The following is a 20,069-nucleotide window of genomic DNA, read 5'->3' as shown; positions in this document are numbered from 1 at the left end:
AAAAGGGCCGACTGTTCGGCCCTTTTTTTATGTCTCTGTTTACGCCACTTCGGCGATCTGCTGCGCCCGCAGCCAGGCTATCTCTTCCGCCCAGATATCCGGGTTGATGGTTTCCAGAATCAGCGGAATGCCGTCGAAGCGGCTGTCCTGCATGATCCAGCTGAAGCAGTCGTGGCCGATGTTGCCTTCCCCCAGACTATGGTGACGGTCAACCCGGCTGCCAAAGGCGCTCTTGGCATCGTTGAGGTGCATGCCGCGCAGATACTGAAAGCCGACGATACGCTCGAAGTCGGCAAAGGTCTTCTCGCAGGCTTCGGCGCTGCGCAGGTCGTAGCCGGCGGCGAAGGCGTGGCAGGTATCGATGCAGACGCCGACACGGGTTTTATCTTCCACGCCATCGATGATGGCCGCGAGATGCTCGAACTTAAAGCCGAGGTTGCTGCCCTGGCCGGCGGTGTTTTCGATCACGGCGGTGACGCCTTCGGTCTTGGCCAGCGCGATATTGATCGATTCGGCGATGCGCGCCAGGCACTCCTCCTCCGGGATCTGCTGCAGATGGCTGCCGGGGTGGAAGTTGAGCAGCGTCAGCCCCAGCTGCTGGCAGCGGGTCATCTCATCGATGAAGGCATCACGGGATTTTTCCAGCGCTTCTTCCACCGGATGGCCGAGGTTAATCAGGTAGCTGTCGTGCGGCAGGATCTGCCCGGGGCCAAAGTGATACTTTTCACAGGCGGCTTTGAATTCGGCGATGGTCTCGTCGCTGAGCGGCGCGGCGCGCCACTGGCGCTGGTTTTTGGTGAAGAGGGCGAAGGCGGTTGCTTCGATTTCGGCGGCGCGAATGGCGGCATTGGCCAGTCCACCTGAGGCGCTCACGTGCGCTCCTACGTATTTCATAAAAAAACTCCAGTTAAAGCCGCTGGGGGGTGGGTAATGATAGCGGCTTAACTGGAGAAAGATGTAGTGCTTTATGCCATCAGGCTGTGGATCGCGACGTTAATGGCCCCACCGCCAACAATCAACCAGACGAACAGCATCAGCGCCATCAGCAGCGGTTTCGCCCCGGCTTTTTTCAGCGCGCTGACGTGAGTGGTCACCCCAAGAGCGGCCATGGCCATCGCCAGCAGGACGGTATCCAGCGTCACCAGCATATCCACTACCGCTTTCGGCAGCAGATGGAAGGAGTTAAACACTGCCACCAGGATGAACATAATGGCAAACCACGGAATGGTGATTTTGCTTTTCTCGCCGTTACCCGCCGGGGTCAGCTGTTTAACACGCGCCGCCAGGAACAGCAGGAACGGGGCCAGCATCATCACGCGCAGCATTTTAGCGATAACCGCGGCATTCTCCGCATCCGGGCTGACCGCATGGCCGGCGGCGACGACCTGCGCCACTTCATGCATGGTGGAACCCATATAGATCCCGTAGGTCTCCGGGGTAAACCAGTGCGCCAGCAGCGGGTACATCGCCGGGTAGAGGAAGATGGCGATGGTACCGAAGATCACCACCGTGGCGACGGCGACGGTCACTTTACTGGCTTCGGCTTTGACCACCGGCTCGCTGGCGAGCACAGCTGCAGCGCCGCAGATGCTGCTGCCGGCGCCGATCAGCCAACTGGTGTGCTTATCGAGCCCAAACACTTTCTGGCCCAGGAAGCAGGCGATGAAAAAGGTGCTGGAGAGCGTCAGAACGTCAATCAAAATACCGCTCACGCCGACGTCGGCAATCTGGGCGAACGTCAGGCGGAAGCCGTAGAGGATGATCCCCAGGCGCAGCAGATGCTGTTTGGCGAAGATCACCCCGCCGTCGCAGGGTTGCCAGATTTTCGGATAGACCGTGTTACCGACGACCATCCCGAACAGGATAGCGAGGGTCAGGGCGCTGAAGCCCGCCCCGGCAATGGCCGGAAAGCTACCGGCCCACAGGGCGGCGCCGGTCAGGGCGGCGGTTAGCGCCAGGCCTGGGACAAAATGCCACAGGGAACGATGTTTGGTGGGTAAAGTGAGTGCTGTCATAACCTTCTCCTTTGTCTGCCTAAAGGTTACGCCGCGCGGGATTAAATATAAAATTGATTATATGTTTATAATCAATCGTAATAAGTGGTTAATGACCGCTTCGCCGGTGACAATGGGGCAGGGGAGTGAGGCGCGGAGGCGAGCTGTTCTTGTCAGCAAGACGATGATTTTGTGACGTAAGGGGATTTTCCTTCCATCAGCCGCCTCGATTTGTGTCACCATAGTAAGAAAGGTTATTCAGACTGGATTACTCAACGGGTGGGTTATGCATATTACGCTGCGGCAGCTGGAAGTGTTCGCCGAAGTCCACAAGAGTGGGTCGACCACTCAGGCGTCACAGATGCTGGCGCTTTCGCAATCTGCGGTCAGCGCCGCGCTGACCGATCTGGAAGGGCAGCTCGGCGTACAGCTGTTCGACCGCGTCGGCAAGCGGCTGGTGGTCAATGAGCATGGACGGTTGCTCTATCCGCGCGCCCTGGCGCTGCTGGAGCGGGCCCTGGAGATCGAGCAGCTGTTTCGCGGCGACAACGGGGCGATTCGGGTCTACGCCAGCAGCACCATCGGCAACTATATTATGCCGGAGATCATCGCCCGCTATCGCCATGACTTCCCGGATCTGCCGGTTGAGCTGAGCGTGGGCAACAGCCTGGACGTGATCAACGCCGTTGCCGACCTGCGGGTGGATTTCGGTCTGATCGAGGGGCCGTGTCATGCCGCCGATATTATTGCCGAGCCGTGGCTGGAAGATGAGCTGGTGGTGTTTGCCGCGCCTGACTCGCCGCTGCTGGCGGGGGAGGTGACCCTGCAGCAACTGGCCGAGGCGCCGTGGATCCTGCGCGAGCATGGGTCCGGCACCCGGGAGATTGTCGATTACGTTCTGCTGTCGCATCTGCCGGCGTTTCATCTGGGGATGGAGCTCGGCAACTCGGAGGCGATCAAACACGCGGTACGCCATGGGCTGGGGATCAGCTGCTTATCGCGGCGGGTGATTGCCGAACAGCTGGCCTCCGGCACGCTGGCGGAGCTGAAAGTGCCGCTGCCCCGGCTGACGCGCACGCTATGGCGGATCCACCACCGGCAGAAGCATATTTCTAAAGCATTACAACGTTTTCTGCAGTATTGCCAGGTGTAGCGATCCGGCTTTATCGCCTGATAATGGTGGGGGGAATTTGCTGGCAATTCCGCAGGTTAGTGCTTTACTAATAATTTGCGGTCGATCATGAAGCTCTCTTATAACTTTGCATTTGTACCGGATGGAACCCCGATCGTCTGCTACAATCGCGCCTCATTTTTTAGATGGATAGCATTATCACATGGTTTCGGAAACTAAAACCACAGAAGCGCCCACGCTACGTCGTGAACTGAAGGCGCGCCACTTGACCATGATCGCCATCGGCGGTTCCATCGGTACGGGTCTTTTTGTTGCCTCTGGCGCAACAATTTCGCAAGCAGGTCCCGGCGGGGCGCTGCTGTCTTATATTCTGATCGGTCTGATGGTCTATTTCCTGATGACCAGCCTGGGCGAACTGGCGGCGTTTATGCCGGTGTCCGGTTCCTTCGCCACCTACGGGCAGAATTATGTTGAAGAGGGCTTTGGCTTCGCGCTGGGCTGGAACTACTGGTACAACTGGGCGGTAACGATCGCCGTTGATCTGGTGGCCTCGCAGCTGGTGATGAGCTACTGGTTCCCTGACACCCCGGGCTGGATTTGGAGCGCCTTGTTCCTCGGCATTATGTTCCTGCTGAACTGGATCTCGGTGCGCGGCTTTGGCGAGGCGGAATACTGGTTCTCGCTGATCAAAGTGGCCACCGTCATTATCTTTATCATCGTCGGCGTGATGATGATTGTCGGCATCTTCAAAGGGGCGCAGCCTGCCGGCTGGAGCAACTGGGGGATCGCGGATGCGCCGTTTGCCGGCGGCTTCTCGGCGATGATCGGCGTGGCGATGATTGTCGGCTTCTCCTTCCAGGGCACCGAGCTTATCGGTATTGCCGCCGGTGAGTCTGAGAACCCGGAGAAGAACATTCCGCGCGCGGTGCGCCAGGTCTTCTGGCGTATCCTGCTGTTTTACGTCTTCGCGATCCTGATTATCAGCCTGATCATTCCATATACCGATCCGAGCCTGCTGCGCAACGACGTTAAAGATATCTCCGTCAGCCCGTTCACGCTGGTCTTCCAGCACGCCGGTCTGCTGTCGGCGGCGGCGATCATGAACGCCGTTATCCTGACGGCCGTTCTGTCGGCGGGTAACTCGGGGATGTACGCCTCTACGCGTATGCTGTATACCCTGGCCTGCGACGGCAAAGCGCCGCGCATCTTCTCGAAGCTGTCGCGTGGCGGCGTGCCGCGCAACGCCCTGTACGCGACCACCGTTATCGCGGCGCTGTGCTTCCTGACTTCGATGTTCGGTAACCAGACGGTGTACCTGTGGCTGCTGAACACCTCCGGGATGACGGGCTTTATCGCCTGGCTGGGGATTGCCATCAGCCACTACCGTTTCCGTCGCGGCTACGTCCTGCAGGGTAACGATCTCAATAACCTGCCGTATCGTTCCGGGTTCTTCCCGCTGGGGCCGATCTTCGCCTTCGTGCTGTGCCTCATCATCACCCTGGGACAGAACTATGAAGCGTTCCTCAAGGACACCATTGACTGGGGCGGTGTGGCGGCGACCTACATCGGTATTCCGCTGTTCCTCGTCATCTGGTTTGGCTACAAACTGGCGAAAGGCACCCGCTTCGTTCGTTACAGCGATATGACCTTCCCGGACCGCTTTAAGCGTTAATCCCGGCGGTGATACAGCATAAGCCCTCTGATACAGAGGGCTTTTTTTATGTCCGCGCAGTTACAGCCTGACACAATTCTTCATAATTATATTGATAATAGAAATCATTATCTTTATCATTTCCGACCATTACGGATGAAGCCACTCCCCCGTCTCTGCCATGTGTACAGACTGACATCGGGCGACCAGCCACATCGACAAGAAAACAGCGAGTCTACCGCCGACAGAGCGGCAGGCCGCCAGCGCGTGTGAGCAGCACCTTTTTTGTTTGTTTGGTTGTACACCTCATGGAGATTTGGAATGTTCAGGTTAAACCCTTTTATCCGGGCGGGATTGTCTGCGTCCGTCGTATCGTTGGCGTTTCCGGCCCTGGCCGACGTGAATGAAGAAACGCTGGTGGTGACCGCCTCGGCGACTGAACAGAGCGTCAAAGACGCGCCGGCGAGCATCAGCGTCATCACTCAGCAGGATTTGCAGCGCAAGCCGGTCCAGAACCTGAAAGACGTACTGCGCGATGTGCCCGGGGTCCAGCTCACCAACGAAGGGGATAACCGCAAAGGCGTCAGCATCCGCGGTCTGAGCAGCAGCTATACCCTGATCCTGGTTGACGGCAAGCGCGTCAACTCGCGAAACGCCGTCTTCCGCCACAACGACTTCGACCTTAACTGGATCCCGGTGGATGCCATCGAACGTATCGAAGTGGTGCGCGGCCCGATGTCTTCCCTGTACGGCTCCGATGCGCTCGGCGGCGTGGTCAACATTATTACCAAAAAAATCGGCCAGAAATGGACCGGGACGCTGAGCGCTGATACCACCATCCAGGAGCACCGCGACCGCGGGGATACCTGGAACGGCCAGTTCTTCACCAGCGGCCCGCTGATCGACGGCGTGCTTGGGATGAAGGCCTACGGCAGCCTGGCGAAACGCGCCAAGGACGATCCGCAGTCCTCCAGCAATGCCACCGGCGAAACGCCGCGCATCGAGGGCTTCACCAGCCGCGATGGCAATGTTGAATTCGCCTGGACGCCGAACGACAGCCACGATTTCACCGCGGGCTATGGCTTTGACCGCCAGGATCGCGACTCCGATTCCCTTGACCGCAACCGCCTTGAGCGTGAGAACTACTCCCTGAGCCATAACGGCCGCTGGGATATGGGCAACAGCGAGCTCAAGTTCTACGGCGAAAAGGTGGATAACAAAAATCCGGGGCAGAACGGGACCATCACTTCGGAAAGCAATGCCATCGACGGCAAGTACGTTCTGCCGCTGGACATGATTAACCAGCTGGTGACCTTCGGCGGCGAATGGCGCCACGACAAGCTGAAAGATCCGGTCAACCTGAGCAGCGGCGGTCAGTCAACGTCGGCCAGCCAGTACGCCCTGTTTATTGAAGACGAATGGCGCATCATCGAGCCGCTGGCGCTGACCACCGGCATTCGTATGGACGACCATCAGACCTATGGCGATCACTGGAGCCCGCGCGCCTATCTGGTGTATAACGCCACCGATACCGTCACCGTCAAAGGCGGCTGGGCGACGGCGTTTAAAGCCCCGTCCCTGCTGCAGCTTAATCCCGACTGGACCACCAACTCCTGCCGCGGCTCGTGCAGCATCGTTGGTAACCCGGATCTAAAACCGGAAACCAGCGAAAGCTTCGAGCTCGGTCTCTACTACCGCGGGGAAGAGGGCTGGCTTGAAAATGTCGAAGGCAGCATCACCACCTTCCAGAATAATGTCGACGACATGATCGATGTTCTGCGCACCTCCAGCGCCAGCGAAGCGCCGGGCTACCCGAACTTTGTCGGCTGGAAAACCGTCAACGGCAAGCGCGTGCCGATCTTCCGCTATTTCAACGTCAACAAAGCGCGCATCAAAGGGGTGGAGACCGAGGTGAAGATCCCGTTTGGCGATGAGTGGAAGCTGACGGTGAACTACACCTACAACGATGGTCGCGATCTGAGCAACGGCGGCGACAAACCGCTGCAGACGCTGCCGTTCCATACCGCCAACGGCACGCTCGACTGGAAACCGCTGGATGACTGGTCCTTCTACGTGACGGCCAACTATACTGGCCAGCAGCGCGCGGTGAGCGCCACCGGCAAAACGCCGGGCGGCTATACCCTGTTTGACGTCGGCGCGGCGTGGCAGGTCACCAAGAATGTGAAACTGCGCTCCGGGGTGCAGAACGTGGGCGATAAAGATCTCAGCCGGGACGACTACAGCTATACCGAAGAGGGCCGTCGCTACTTTATGGCGGTGGATTATCGCTTCTGATTGCCGGCGCTAAAACGCGTCCTGTAGGCCTGAACATGCGCCGCGAAGCAGCTTCGCGGCGCATTTGCGTTTAGCCAAAGAGATGCTGCGCATGGAAGCGCAGATGGTCTTCAATAAACGAGGCAATGAAGTAGTAGCTGTGGTCGTAACCGGGCTGGATGCGCAGCGTTAACGGCCAGGCCTTCTGCCGCGCGACCTCCGCCAGTACCGCCGGCTGCAACTGTCCGGCAAGGAATGGATCGCTGTCGCCCTGATCGATAAGCGTCGGCACAGCGTCCGCCGGCTGGCTGGCCTGCATCAGGGCGCAGCTGTCCCAGGCGTGCCATGTCGATTCATCGGCGCCGAGATAGGCGGTAAACGCTTTCTTACCCCACGGCACCTGGGAGGGATTGACGATCGGCGCGAAGGCGGAGACGCTGACGTAGCGGCCGGGATTGTTGAGCGCCATGATAAGCGCGCCGTGACCGCCCATCGAGTGGCCGCTGATGGCGCAGCGGTCGCCGATGCTAAACTCGCTGCGGATAATCGCGGGCAGTTCGTCGCGCAGGTAATCGTACATTCGATAGTGCGCCGCCCAGGGCGCCTGGGTGGCGTTCAGGTAGAAGCCGGCGCCTTGCCCCAGATCGTAACTGTCGTCGTTGGCCACCTCATCACCGCGCGGGCTGGTATCCGGCATCACCAGCGCGATGCCCAGTTCGGCGGCAATGCGCTGCGCGCCCGCCTTGGTGGTAAAGTTTTCATCGTTACAGGTCAGCCCGGACAGCCAGTACAGCACCGGCGGCGGCGTTTCGCGCTCAGGCGGTAAAAAAATGCTGAACGTCATGGCGCAGTTCAGGACAGGGGAGTGATGACGCCAGCGTTGTTGCCGGCCGTCAAAACAGCGATGCTCTTCAAGCAGTTCCATGCAAGGCTCCTCGGAAGGGGTGTGCGCGTAAACGTTAATAATACAGATATTTCATTAGCCGGTGAGCAACTTTCACTTTCTCCTTTTGAGAACTTACTGCATCATTAATGCAACTTATAGCCAACATGCCGGTGTAGCGATGGCGCTTATGGATGCGTACAGCGGTTGGATCATTCCGGATTCGGCGGTAGGGATTTGGCGCCGCGCTTGAGGCGAGACTTCGCGCCTTAATAAAAGGCAGCGCCAATTTCAATAATTATCGTTACGGCTACTGGATTCTGTGCGCCGCCTCACGCACAATGAATACAAACTTTGCCCCCAGAAAAAGCAAAGAGCGCCACACCTGCAGGAGAAACCCAAATGTCATCACTGAGTAAAGAAGCCGTCCTCGTTCATGAAGCGCTGGTCGCTCGTGGGCTGGAGACGCCGATGCGTGCGCCAGTACAAGAAATTGATAACGAAACACGCAAGCGTTTGATTACCGGTCATATGACCGAGATTATGCAACTGCTGAATCTGGATCTGAGTGATGACAGTCTGATGGAGACCCCGCATCGCATCGCCAAAATGTATGTCGATGAGATCTTCTCCGGACTGGATTATTCTCGCTTCCCGAAAATCACCGTCATTGAAAACAAAATGAAGGTCGATGAAATGGTCACTGTACGCGATATCACCCTGACCAGCACCTGTGAACACCATTTCGTCACCATCGATGGTAAAGCGACGGTAGCCTATATCCCGAAAGATTCGGTGATTGGCCTGTCGAAAATCAACCGTATCGTGCAGTTTTTCGCCCAGCGTCCGCAGGTCCAGGAGCGTCTGACGCAGCAGATCCTGATTGCGCTGCAGACGCTGCTCGGCACCAGCAACGTGGCGGTATCCATTGACGCGGTGCATTACTGCGTGAAAGCGCGCGGCATCCGCGACGCGACCAGCGCCACTACCACCACCTCCCTCGGTGGCCTGTTCAAATCCAGCCAGAATACCCGCCAGGAATTCCTGCGCGCAGTACGTCACCACAGCTAAAACGGAGCAGGGTACATGGAGAGAAATGTCACGCTGGACTTTGTCCGCGGCGTCGCCATCCTCGGTATCCTGCTTCTCAATATCAGCGCCTTCGGCTTGCCGAAGGCCGCTTACCTCAATCCGGCCTGGTCAGGAAGCGCGACCCTCAGCGATACCTGGACCTGGGCGCTTCTCGACCTGCTGGCGCAGGTGAAATTTCTCACCCTGTTCGCGCTGCTGTTTGGCGCCGGTCTGCAGCTTCTGCTCCCCCGCGGAAAACGCTGGATCCAGTCGCGCCTGACCCTGCTGGCGCTGCTTGGTTTCATTCACGGTCTTTTCTTCTGGGATGGCGATATTCTGCTGGCCTACGCCCTGGTGGGGCTGGTGAGCTGGCGCATGGTGCGCGAGGCTCAGCATGTCAAATCGCTGTTCAACACCGGGGTGGTGCTCTACCTCACCGGCATTGCGGTGCTGGTCCTGCTGGGGATGATCTCCGGACCCGCAGCCAATCGCTCCTGGGTCCCGGACGCGGCCAATCTGCAGTATGAGCAGTACTGGAAGCTGCACGGCGGCATGGAGGCGGTCAGCAACCGGGCGGATATGCTGTCGGACAATCTGCTGGCGCTCGGCGCGCAGTATGGCTGGCAGCTGGCGGGGATGATGCTGATAGGCGCGGCGCTGATGCGCAGCGGCTGGCTGAAAGGGCAGTTCAGCCAGCGTCACTATCGGCGCACCGGCGTGCTGCTGGTGGTGGCCGGGATGGCGGTGAATGTGCCGGCCATCGTCGCCCAGTGGTATCTGGCCTGGGACTATCGCTGGTGCGCGTTTTTACTGCAGGCGCCGCGTGAACTTAGCGCCCCGCTGCAGGCTATCGGCTATGCCTCGCTGGCCTGGGGCTACTGGCCGCAGCTCTGCCGTTTCCGCCTGGTGGGGGCTATCGCCTGCGTTGGACGCATGGCGCTGACCAACTATTTGCTGCAGACCCTGATCTGCACCACCCTGTTTTATCATCTCGGGCTGTTTATGCGCTTCGATCGTCTGCAGCTGCTGGCCTTTGTTCCCCCCATCTGGGCCGTAAACCTCCTTCTGTCATCACTCTGGCTGCGTCGCTTCCGCCAGGGGCCGGTGGAATGGCTGTGGCGTCAGTTAACCCTGCGTGCGTCAGGGACATCATTGAAAGATACATCCAGATAACGATCTCGATCACAATCATTAACAAAACGGATGTAAACGTTTCCAGCCGTGTGACCTCACTCACGTAGCGGACCGCGGGTCGCTGCCAGAATAGCCTCCTTGCTGAGCACAGGAGGTGAATGTGACGTGCTGTAATTCTCTTAAGGTCGCTGAGTATGATCACTATTCGTGATGTCGCCCGCCAGGCGGGCGTATCCGTGGCCACCGTGTCGCGGGTGCTGAACAACAGCGCGCTGGTGAGTCCGGATACGCGCGACGTCGTGATGAAAGCGGTGACCCAGCTGGGCTACCGGCCAAACGCCAATGCCCAGGCGCTGGCCACCCAGGTCAGCGATACCATCGGCGTGGTGGTGATGGACGTCTCCGATGCCTTCTTCGGCGCGCTGGTGAAAGCGGTGGATACCGTCGCCCAGCAGCATCAGAAGTATGTGCTGATCGGCAACAGCTATCACGAGGCGGAAAAAGAGCGCCACGCCATCGAGGTGCTGATCCGCCAGCGCTGCTCGGCGCTGATCGTCCATTCGAAAGCGCTCAGCGATGCTGAACTGAGCGACTTTATGCAACATATCCCGGGGATGGTGCTGATCAACCGCATCGTGCCGGGCTTTGCCCATCGCTGCGTGGGTCTCGACAACGTCAGCGGCGCGCTGATGGCTACCCGCATGCTGCTCAATCACGGCCACCAGCGCATCGGCTATCTCTCCTCAAATCACGGCATTGAAGACGACGATATGCGCCGGGAAGGGTGGAGCAAAGCGCTGCAGGAGCAGGGCATCATCGCCCCGGACAGCTGGGTCGGGTCCGGCTCCCCGGACATGCAGGGCGGCGAAGCGGCGATGGTCGAACTGCTGGGGCGGAATCTCGGCCTCACCGCCGTGTTCGCCTACAACGACAGCATGGCGGCCGGCGCGCTGACAACGCTAAAGGATAACGGCATTGTCGTGCCGCAGCATCTGTCGCTGATTGGCTTTGATGATATTCCTATTTCCCGTTACACCGATCCTCAACTGACCACCGTGCGCTATCCGGTGATGTCGATGGCGAAGCTGGCCACCGAGCTGGCGCTGCTGGGGGCGGCCGGCAAGCTGGATCGCGAGGCGACGCACTGCTTTATGCCGACCCTGGTGCGCCGTCACTCCGTTGCCCAGCGGCAAACTGTGGGGCCGATCACTAACTGAAGCGGCAGCGGGATGTAACCGCTTTCAATTTGTGAGTAAATTCACAGTATATTAACATTCGCCTGATTATGATGGCAGCGTTTACCAGTCTGAACCACAAGGTGAGGGAAAATCCTCACTTTTATCATTAGGAACAAGGCGTTAAACGAGTATTAGAGTCGTATTTTCCTGGAGCGTTACCCGACACGGAAGACCGAATTTTCGTCGTGAAATGCGTTGTGCGGTAACACTAATGCAACAAGTCCCGCCCGCACTTTTCACAAAAATGACCCTGCATAATAAAACCGGAGATTCCATGAATAAGAAGGTGTTTACCCTCTCTGCTGTAATGGCTGGTCTGTTATTTGGCGCCGCAGCACACGCAGCAGATACCCGTATCGGCGTGACGATTTATAAATATGACGACAACTTTATGTCGGTGGTGCGTAAGGCGATTGAAAAAGATGGCAAATCCGCGCCTGACGTCCAGCTGCTGATGAATGACTCGCAGAACGACCAGTCGAAACAAAACGATCAGATTGACGTGCTGCTGGCGAAAGGCGTGAAAGCCCTGGCGATCAACCTGGTTGACCCGGCTGCGGCGGGAACGGTCATCGAAAAAGCGCGCGGGCAGAATATTCCGGTGGTGTTCTTCAACAAAGAGCCTTCCCGTAAAGCGCTGGATAGTTATGACAAGGCTTACTACGTCGGTACCGACTCGAAAGAGTCCGGGATTATTCAGGGCGATCTGATCGCCAAGCACTGGAAAGCAAACCCGAACTGGGATCTGAATAAAGACGGCCAGATCCAGTACGTCCTGCTGAAAGGCGAGCCGGGCCATCCGGATGCGGAAGCACGTACCACCTACGTTATCAAAGAGTTGAACGATAAAGGTCTGAAGACCCAGCAGCTGCAGATGGACACCGCTATGTGGGATACCGCCCAGGCGAAAGACAAAATGGACGCCTGGCTCTCCGGCCCGAATGCGAACAAGATTGAAGTGGTGATCGCCAACAATGACGCCATGGCGATGGGTGCGGTTGAAGCGCTGAAAGCGCACAACAAGAGCAGCATTCCGGTGTTCGGCGTTGACGCCCTGCCGGAAGCCCTGGCGCTGGTGAAATCCGGCGCGATGGCCGGTACCGTGCTGAACGATGCTAACAACCAGGCGAAAGCGACCTTCGAGCTGGCGAAAAACCTTGCCGACGGAAAAGAGGCGGCGGCAGGCACCAACTGGAAAATTGACAACAAGATTGTTCGCGTCCCCTACGTGGGGGTCGATAAAGACAACCTGAGCCAGTTTACCGGCAAATAATCGTGATGTGAGTTGCGGGCGTGGGTTATCCACGCCCGATTATTCCTGATACAGAACCAGACTCCTGCTGGCGTTATTGCGCCGGACGGGGCGTGCATGAACGCAGCCAGGTATAACTATGGTCAGCAATAATAGCGAACGGTCAGGCGAATATTTGTTGGAGATGACCAACATCAACAAATCGTTTCCTGGCGTCAAGGCTCTTGATAATGTCAACCTGAAGGTTCGTCCGCACTCCATTCATGCGTTAATGGGTGAGAACGGCGCCGGAAAATCGACATTATTAAAATGCCTTTTTGGGATCTATCAAAAAGATTCCGGCAGCATTCTTTTTCAGGGAAAAGAGATCGATTTCCATTCGGCGAAAGAAGCCCTGGAAAACGGTATTTCGATGGTGCATCAGGAATTAAACCTGGTCTTACAGCGTTCGGTCATGGACAACATGTGGCTCGGCCGCTATCCCACCAAAGGCATGTTTGTCGATCAGGACAAAATGTACCGGGATACCAAGGCTATTTTTGATGAGCTGGATATTGATATCGATCCGCGCGCCCGCGTCGGGACTTTATCGGTATCTCAGATGCAGATGATTGAGATCGCGAAGGCGTTTTCCTATGACGCCAAAATCGTCATCATGGACGAGCCGACGTCATCGCTGACGGAGAAAGAGGTCAACCATCTGTTCAAGATCATCCGCAAGCTGAAAGATCGCGGCTGCGGTATCGTCTATATCTCGCACAAAATGGAAGAGATTTTCCAGCTGTGCGATGAAATTACCATCCTGCGCGACGGCCAGTGGATCGCTACCCAGCCGCTGGAAGGGCTGGATATGGACAAGATCATCGCCATGATGGTCGGGCGTTCGCTCAATCAGCGCTTCCCGGATCGTGAAAACACCCCGGGGGAAGTCATCCTCCAGGTGCGCAATCTCACCTCCCTGCGCCAGCCCTCCATTCGCGATGTCTCCTTCGACCTGCATAAGGGCGAAATTCTCGGTATCGCCGGTCTGGTGGGCGCGAAGCGTACCGACATCGTGGAGACCCTGTTCGGGATCCGTGAGAAGGCCAGCGGCACCATTACCCTGCACGGGAAGAAGATCAACAACCACAGCGCCAATGAGGCGATTAACCACGGTTTTGCGCTGGTAACCGAGGAGCGGCGCTCCACCGGAATTTACGCCTATCTGGACATCGGTTTTAACTCGCTGATCTCCAATATTAAGAAATATAAAAACAGCGTCGGCTTGCTGGATAACTCGCGGATGAAGAGCGATACCCAATGGGTGATTGACTCCATGCGCGTTAAAACCCCCGGCCAGCATACGCAGATTGGTTCGCTTTCCGGTGGTAACCAACAAAAGGTCATTATTGGCCGCTGGCTGCTGACCCAGCCGGAGATCCTGATGCTGGACGAGCCGACGCGCGGTATCGACGTCGGTGCCAAATTCGAGATCTATCAGCTGATTGCCGAGCTGGCTAAAAAAGATAAAGGGATCATTATTATTTCTTCCGAAATGCCGGAACTGCTGGGGATTACCGACCGCATTCTGGTAATGAGCAACGGCCTGGTCGCGGGCATTGTTGAGACTAAAACCACCACGCAAAACGAAATACTGCGTCTTGCGTCATTGCACCTTTAAGATCAGGGGCTTCACATGAGTGCGTTAAATAAAAAGAGTTTTCTCACTTACCTGAAAGAGGGTGGGATATATGTCGTCCTTCTGGTCCTGTTGGCCATTATTATTTTCCAGGATCCGACATTTTTAAGTCTGCTCAACCTGAGTAATATTCTGACCCAGTCCTCGGTGCGTATTATTATTGCCCTCGGCGTGGCCGGACTGATCGTCACGCAGGGCACGGACCTCTCCGCCGGCCGTCAGGTGGGACTGGCGGCGGTGATTGCCGCGACCATGCTGCAGGCGGTGGATAATGCCAACAAGGTGTTCCCGGATATGGCGACCATGCCGATCCCACTGGTCATCCTGCTGGTATGCGCCATCGGGGCGGTCATCGGGCTGATTAACGGGATCGTCATTGCCTATCTGAACGTAACGCCGTTTATTACCACCCTCGGGACCATGATCATCGTCTACGGCATTAACTCGCTGTACTACGATTTCGTGGGCGCGTCGCCGATCTCCGGCTTCGACAGTCACTTCTCCCATTTCGCGCAGGGGTTTGTGGCGCTGGGCTCGTTCCGCCTGTCCTACATTACCTTCTACGCGCTGATTGCCGTCTTCTTTGTCTGGATCCTGTGGAACAAGACGCGCTTTGGCAAAAACATTTTCGCTATCGGCGGTAACCCGGAAGCGGCGAAAGTCTCCGGGGTTAACGTGGCGTTGAACCTGCTGATGATCTATGCCCTCTCCGGGGTGTTCTACGCCTTCGGCGGCCTGCTGGAAGCCGGTCGTATCGGCTCGGCGACCAATAACCTCGGCTTTATGTACGAACTGGACGCCATCGCCGCCTGCGTGGTGGGCGGTGTATCGTTCAGCGGCGGGGTAGGGACCGTATTCGGCGTGGTGACAGGGGTAATTATCTTCACCGTGATCAACTATGGCCTGACCTACATTGGCGTCAACCCTTACTGGCAGTACATCATCAAGGGGGCGATCATTATCTTCGCCGTGGCGCTGGATTCCCTGAAATACGCCCGTAAGAAGTAATTTATGCCTGAGTAAAAACCCGCGCCTGGCGCGGGTTTTTTTATACCTGAAACGGATGCGATGATGGAGGCTACTTTTCTTTCTGCAGCTCCAGCAGCTGCTCCGGCGTGACCGCCGGGTAGGACTGGGCGTCATCCGGCACGTCGTGCTGCTGCGCCGGAATCGGGATTAAAGGGCCAAGGAAGCGCGGTTCCCGTTTGAAGATGTAGAGGTCCGCCAGCGCGCCAAAGCGGGCGCCGAATTCGCGCAGCCGCACGCTCCACATATCCTTCGGCGACGGCACCGCGTAGCACTGGGCCTGGATCCCCATATGCAGGGCGATAAACAGCGCCCGTTCGCAGTGGAAGCGCTGGGTGATGATAATGAAGTCGTTGGTGTCGAACACTTTGCGGGTGCGGACGATCGAGTCAAGCGTGCGGAAACCGGCATAGTCCAGCACGATATCCGCCGGATCGACGCCGCCTTTAATCAGGTCCCGGCGCATGGTCATCGGTTCATTGTAGCTTTGCAGAGCATTATCGCCGCTCAGCAGCAGATAGTTGACCTTGCCGCTGTTGTAGGCGTTCAGCGCGCCCTGGATGCGGTAGCGGTAATACTGATTGATGACGCCGGTGCGGTAGTATTTAGCAGTGCCCAGCACCACGCCGACCTGGCGGTAGGGGAGGTCCTGCAGCTCGTCATAGATATAGGGCGCGGTTTTCCAGCTCATCCAACGGTCAAGACCCAGCACGGTCAACAGCAGCAGGCCGAGCAGGACTAACAGGCTGTAGAACACACGCTTTAACATGAACTTGGCTCAATAATAGACAACGGAGTCTTCAGGCTACTTTACCCGCCGGGTAAGCGCAAGAAACCCGCGTTTGATTGCGGGGATTTTCAGCAATATAGACAGATCGCCGAACGCAGGCCGGGTAAGGCGTGAGCCGACACCCGGCATAGGGATCTTCAGCTCGCCATGGCGCGAACCGTAGGTCGGGTAAGCGTAGCGCCACCCGACACCTAAGGGTATAAAAGGTAGGCCGGATAAGCCGAAGACGCCATCCGGCCGTCTGCGCAGGCGGATTAACCTAACAGCACGCGCTCGATATTGTGGCAGCCCAGCGCCTTCAGGGTGGCGACGGTGGCGTCCCACTGAATCAGCGCCGCATCGGCTTTCTCCGCCAGGATCGCCCGCTGGATGTCCGGATAATCATAGCCGTTGAGGCTGAGGAGATTCAGCGCCCCCTGCAGCGGCGGCAGCGTCGGGTTGAACGCCGCGTTTTCCGCATAGCTGCCGCTGAAAAGGGTGCCATCTTTCAGCTCCAGCGCTACGCCGGAAGGCGAGTGGCTGTACGGCGCGTGGCAGCGGTTAGCGGCCTCAATCGCCGCCTGGGACAGGGCATCGCCGCTGACCGGGAAGCCGTGGTTCTGGTGGTCCATCAGCAGGGTTTTGATCTCCAGGTCTTTCGGGCCGAAGGCATCCGGCAGATAGTGCTGCAGCGCATGGGCTTCGCGACCGGGCAGATGAATGCGCAGCGCCAGTCCGCTGTTCAGTTCGTTCATAAACTGACGACAATGGCCGCACGGCGTGTAGTTCACCGTGATAGCGCGCAGGGAGGTTTCACCGCGCAGCCAGGCGTGGCTGATGGCGCTCTGCTCTGCATGGACGGTCTGCTGCATGGTGGCGCCGAGAAACTCCATGTTGCCGCCAAAGTACCAGCGGCCGCTGACGCCGCGGGCGATAGCCCCGACGTTAAAGTGGGAAAGGTCGGCGCGCGCGCAGGCGGCGGCCAGCGGCAGTAGCGCAAAGGCCAGCGCGTCTTCGTCCAGACCTGTCGCCTGTTGCAGCGTCGCCACCTGATCGGCTTCGAGCAGCGCCGGGAAGTGCGGGTCGGCGAGCATCGGGGAGATGGCCGCCTGCAGGTCTGCTGCCAGGGTAGTCAAAGCAGCTTGAAAACGTGAGTGCATAGCGTTGCCTCATAACAGTGTAATGGGGAACCAGTGTACGGGCGTCAAGGGGTTTCAAATGTGATTTACATCCCATTGCTAATGCAACTTTTCTTTGTTGCATTAAGAAATGTGATTTGAATCACAATTCATCCCACCACCGCGAGGATCAGCGGGAATAAAAATGGTGCCATCAACGAGGTGATGATCCCGCACAGCACCAGCGCCAGCGAGCTGAACGCTCCTTCCTGATAGTCCAGTTCCGCACAGCGGGCGGTACCGAGGGCGTGCGAGGCGGTGCCCATCGACAGGCCACGTGATGCTTTGGTGCGAATACGCATCAGGTTGAGCAGCGTATGGCCGAATACCGCGCCAAGGATACCGACAAAAATCACGCACACGGCGCTGATGGCCGGGATGCCGCCGATACTGCCGCTCACCGCCATCGCAATCGGCGTGGTCACCGATTTGGGCAGAACAGAGGCGGCGATTTGCGGCGTGGCGCCCATCAGCAGGGCCACGGTGGTGCCGGTGATCATCGCCACACAGCTGCCGATAAAGCAGATGGTGATGATCGATTTCCAGCGCGCGCGGATCTGGTGCAGCTGTTCATATAGCGGGAAGGCCAGCGCGACCACCGCCGGCTGCAGCAGATCGTTCAGGATCTTGCTGCCGGCAAAATAACGTTCATAGGAGATCCCGGTCAGCAGCAGAAAGGGAATGATCACCACCATCGCCACCAGCAGCGGGTTGAGCAGCGGGAACTTGAAGCGGGCCGCCAGTTTGCGGGCGAGGAAAAAGACGATCAGGGTAAGCGGTAGCGACCACCAGATTTCATGCATCATTTTTCTTTTCCTTTTGCCCAATCACTTTACGTTCGCCATGCACCAGATGGGAACTCCAGCTCACCACCACAAACACCACCAGCGTGCTGATGGCGCAGGAGATAACGACAGGCCCAAGCTGGGCGCGTAGCAGATCCCAGTACTGCATCACGCCGACGCCGATCGGCACGAACAGGAGCGCCATATAGCGGATCAGGATATTGCAGCCGGGGTTGACCCATTGCGGCGGCATAATTTGCAGCGCTAGCAGCACGAAGAGGATCAGCATGCCGATGATGCTGCCGGGGATAGTGATAGGCAGCAGCCCGGCGATAAAAATTCCGGCGTACAGGCAGGCGTAAATCAGGACGAAAGCCCGCAGGTACTGCCAGATAATAGTCAGCGATTTACTCATGGTAATAACCCTTGATGAAGTGCATTCATCATACAATTAATCCCTAAAATGTGCTACCGATCACATCATGAATTCTATGCATAGCGCTGATAGCTTACGGGAACCATCGTCTCGCCCGTCAGAGTCCGAAGCCTTGCGGCTTAGACGGTTTCTCTCCCCACGCTACCTTGCTGGACGAGGCGCGGCAAATAAAGGTAAATGAGACGCCACAGGCCCCTGTAAAGCATAGAGATTATCTCGCCGTTTTGCCGCCTCGGGCGTCCGGGGACCGGAGTGCGCCGGGTCGGACGCATTGAGCGCTTTCAACCAGCGCCCGGAGGCGCTACCATAGCGCCTCTTTTTTTTCCGGGTAACGATATGCGTGTTCTACTGGCGCCGATGGAAGGCGTGCTCGATTCGCTGGTGCGTGAGCTGCTGACCGAGGTTAACGATTACGATCTCTGCATCACCGAATTTCTGCGCGTGGTGGATCAACTGCTGCCGGTAAAATCGTTCTACAGGCTATGCCCGGAACTGCATCACCAGAGCCGCACGCCGTCCGGCACCCGCGTCCGCGTCCAGCTGCTGGGACAATATCCCGAGTGGCTGGCGGAAAATGCCGCCCGCGCGGTGGCGCTGGGGTCGTGGGGCGTTGATTTAAACTGCGGCTGTCCGTCGAAGCTGGTAAACGGCAGCGGCGGCGGGGCAACGCTGCTGAAAGATCCAGAGTTGATCTATCGCGGCGCGAAAGCCATGCGAGAGGCGGTTCCCGAGCATCTGCCGGTGACGGTGAAAGTTCGTCTTGGCTGGGACAGCGGTGAACGGCGCTTTGAAATCGCCGACGCGGTGCAGCAGGCGGGGGCCAGCGAACTGGTGGTTCACGGCCGTACCAAAGAAGATGGCTACAAAGCCGAACGCATCAACTGGCAGGCGATCGGCGAGATCCGCCAGCGCCTGACTATCCCGGTGGTCGCCAACGGCGAGATCTGGGACTGGCAAAGCGCGCAGGACTGTATGGCCGTCACCGGCTGCGATTCGGTGATGATTGGCCGCGGGGCGCTCAATGTGCCGAACCTCAGCCGGGTGATCAAATACAATGAACCGCGCATGCCGTGGCCGCAGGTGGTCCAGCTGTTGCAAAAATATACCCGCCTGGAAAAGCAGGGTGATACCGGCCTGTATCATGTGGCGAGAATTAAGCAGTGGTTAGGCTATTTACGCAAGGAATATACCGAGGCGCTGACCCTGTTTAATGAAATTCGCGCCCTGCAAACGTCTGCTGAAATAGCGGTGGCGATCGGCCGCTATTAACCGCCATACTGTTATTCGCTTCACATATTATTACTTGCATGCCTATTGATGATAGGCATGGGTTGAATAAAGTGATAATGTGCGGTCAATCAATTCAGGATTGCTACTGAACTCAGGCAAAACCTAAGCACTTTCGTCATTCGTGGCGCAAAGTGCTTAGGTTTTTTTTTGGTAAAAATTCAGGGTGGATAAAATGATGATGTAAAACAATGAGATGTGAATAACGATTTCTCTGGCATTGTCGCGGTTTTATTACCGACGGACGCTTTTTGCCATTCATTTTTAAAAAAAGAAAACGG

Annotated in this window: 17 protein-coding genes; 10 read left to right on the top strand and 7 right to left on the bottom strand. The window is 57.5% G+C overall.

The features are described 5' to 3' along the window. Positions 1-39: 39 nt before the first annotated feature. On the bottom strand, positions 40-894 hold the full coding sequence (gene nfo, locus MKS11_RS14065; protein WP_023318749.1) for a deoxyribonuclease IV: 855 nt from the start codon (positions 892-894) through the stop codon (positions 40-42). A gap of 71 nt (positions 895-965) precedes the next feature. Next, the gene (locus MKS11_RS14060; RefSeq protein WP_004201639.1) at positions 966-2,015 is read right to left on the bottom strand and encodes a YeiH family protein; all 1,050 of its coding nucleotides are present in this window, start codon (positions 2,013-2,015) and stop codon (positions 966-968) included. Positions 2,016-2,280: 265 nt separating this feature from the next. Here MKS11_RS14060 and yieE point away from each other — a divergent pair, with 265 nt between their 5' ends. The 3 genes from yieE (at position 2,281) to cirA (ending at position 7,072) form a co-directional block, all read left to right on the top strand. Continuing rightward, the gene (gene yieE / locus MKS11_RS14055) at positions 2,281-3,147 is read left to right on the top strand and encodes a DNA-binding transcriptional regulator YeiE (protein WP_004201638.1); all 867 of its coding nucleotides are present in this window, start codon (positions 2,281-2,283) and stop codon (positions 3,145-3,147) included. A 181-nt stretch (positions 3,148-3,328) separates the two neighbouring features. Next, complete coding sequence (locus MKS11_RS14050) at positions 3,329-4,798, top strand: amino acid permease (protein WP_004201637.1); 1,470 nt, start codon at positions 3,329-3,331, stop codon at positions 4,796-4,798. A 300-nt stretch (positions 4,799-5,098) separates the two neighbouring features. Further along, a complete protein-coding gene (gene cirA / locus MKS11_RS14045) occupies positions 5,099-7,072 on the top strand; it encodes a catecholate siderophore receptor CirA (RefSeq protein ID WP_023318747.1) in 1,974 nt (657 codons plus the stop codon). 70 nt (positions 7,073-7,142) lie between these two features. Here the strand turns inward: cirA and fghA are convergent, their stop codons facing one another. Further along, on the bottom strand, positions 7,143-7,976 hold the full coding sequence (fghA, locus tag MKS11_RS14040) for an S-formylglutathione hydrolase (RefSeq protein ID WP_004201634.1): 834 nt from the start codon (positions 7,974-7,976) through the stop codon (positions 7,143-7,145). A 360-nt stretch (positions 7,977-8,336) separates the two neighbouring features. Here fghA and folE point away from each other — a divergent pair, with 360 nt between their 5' ends. From folE to mglC, 6 genes are all read left to right on the top strand, one after another. Further along, on the top strand, positions 8,337-9,005 hold the full coding sequence (gene folE, locus MKS11_RS14035; RefSeq protein WP_004201633.1) for a GTP cyclohydrolase I FolE: 669 nt from the start codon (positions 8,337-8,339) through the stop codon (positions 9,003-9,005). 15 nt (positions 9,006-9,020) lie between these two features. After that, positions 9,021-10,178, top strand: coding sequence for a DUF418 domain-containing protein YeiB (gene yeiB / locus MKS11_RS14030; protein WP_135729887.1), 1,158 nt, complete (start codon positions 9,021-9,023; stop codon positions 10,176-10,178). A 155-nt stretch (positions 10,179-10,333) separates the two neighbouring features. Then, positions 10,334-11,356 (top strand): HTH-type transcriptional regulator GalS, encoded by a 1,023-nt coding sequence (gene galS / locus MKS11_RS14025; RefSeq protein ID WP_017899327.1) that lies wholly within the window; start codon positions 10,334-10,336, stop codon positions 11,354-11,356. Positions 11,357-11,651: 295 nt separating this feature from the next. Further along, on the top strand, positions 11,652-12,650 hold the full coding sequence (gene mglB, locus MKS11_RS14020) for a galactose/glucose ABC transporter substrate-binding protein MglB (protein WP_004201626.1): 999 nt from the start codon (positions 11,652-11,654) through the stop codon (positions 12,648-12,650). Positions 12,651-12,768: 118 nt separating this feature from the next. Continuing rightward, positions 12,769-14,289 (top strand): galactose/methyl galactoside ABC transporter ATP-binding protein MglA, encoded by a 1,521-nt coding sequence (gene mglA / locus MKS11_RS14015; RefSeq protein ID WP_004201625.1) that lies wholly within the window; start codon positions 12,769-12,771, stop codon positions 14,287-14,289. A gap of 15 nt (positions 14,290-14,304) precedes the next feature. Further along, on the top strand, positions 14,305-15,315 hold the full coding sequence (gene mglC, locus MKS11_RS14010) for a galactose/methyl galactoside ABC transporter permease MglC (protein ID WP_002912871.1): 1,011 nt from the start codon (positions 14,305-14,307) through the stop codon (positions 15,313-15,315). Positions 15,316-15,385: 70 nt separating this feature from the next. On the opposite strand, the gene sanA is transcribed toward mglC, so the two are convergent. The 4 genes from sanA to MKS11_RS13990 all read right to left on the bottom strand — a co-directional run bounded on the left by sanA (position 15,386) and on the right by MKS11_RS13990 (position 18,480). Beyond that, complete coding sequence (gene sanA, locus MKS11_RS14005) at positions 15,386-16,102, bottom strand: outer membrane permeability protein SanA (RefSeq protein ID WP_004201624.1); 717 nt, start codon at positions 16,100-16,102, stop codon at positions 15,386-15,388. 275 nt (positions 16,103-16,377) lie between these two features. Beyond that, entirely contained in the window at positions 16,378-17,262 is an 885-nt protein-coding gene (cdd, locus tag MKS11_RS14000; RefSeq protein ID WP_049093651.1) for a cytidine deaminase, read from the bottom strand. 128 nt (positions 17,263-17,390) lie between these two features. Then, complete coding sequence (locus MKS11_RS13995; protein ID WP_004201621.1) at positions 17,391-18,086, bottom strand: CidB/LrgB family autolysis modulator; 696 nt, start codon at positions 18,084-18,086, stop codon at positions 17,391-17,393. Next, positions 18,076-18,480 carry a CidA/LrgA family protein gene (locus MKS11_RS13990; RefSeq protein WP_004201620.1) on the bottom strand — a complete coding sequence of 135 codons (405 nt, stop codon included), beginning with the start codon at positions 18,478-18,480 and terminating at the stop codon, positions 18,076-18,078. Before MKS11_RS13990 ends, MKS11_RS13995 begins: the two co-directional genes overlap by 11 nt. A 357-nt stretch (positions 18,481-18,837) precedes the next feature. Between MKS11_RS13990 and dusC the strand changes: the two genes are divergently transcribed. Next, positions 18,838-19,770: a tRNA dihydrouridine(16) synthase DusC gene (gene dusC, locus MKS11_RS13985; RefSeq protein ID WP_014907191.1), complete on the top strand. Its 933-nt coding sequence runs from the start codon at positions 18,838-18,840 to the stop codon at positions 19,768-19,770. Positions 19,771-20,069: the final 299 nt, after the last annotated feature.

The organism is Klebsiella sp. K5-45 (genome assembly GCF_030128605.1).
Taxonomy (GTDB): domain Bacteria; phylum Pseudomonadota; class Gammaproteobacteria; order Enterobacterales; family Enterobacteriaceae; genus Klebsiella; species Klebsiella quasipneumoniae.
Note: the sequence above shows the minus strand (reverse complement) of the source record. Positions and strands in the feature narration are given on the sequence as shown.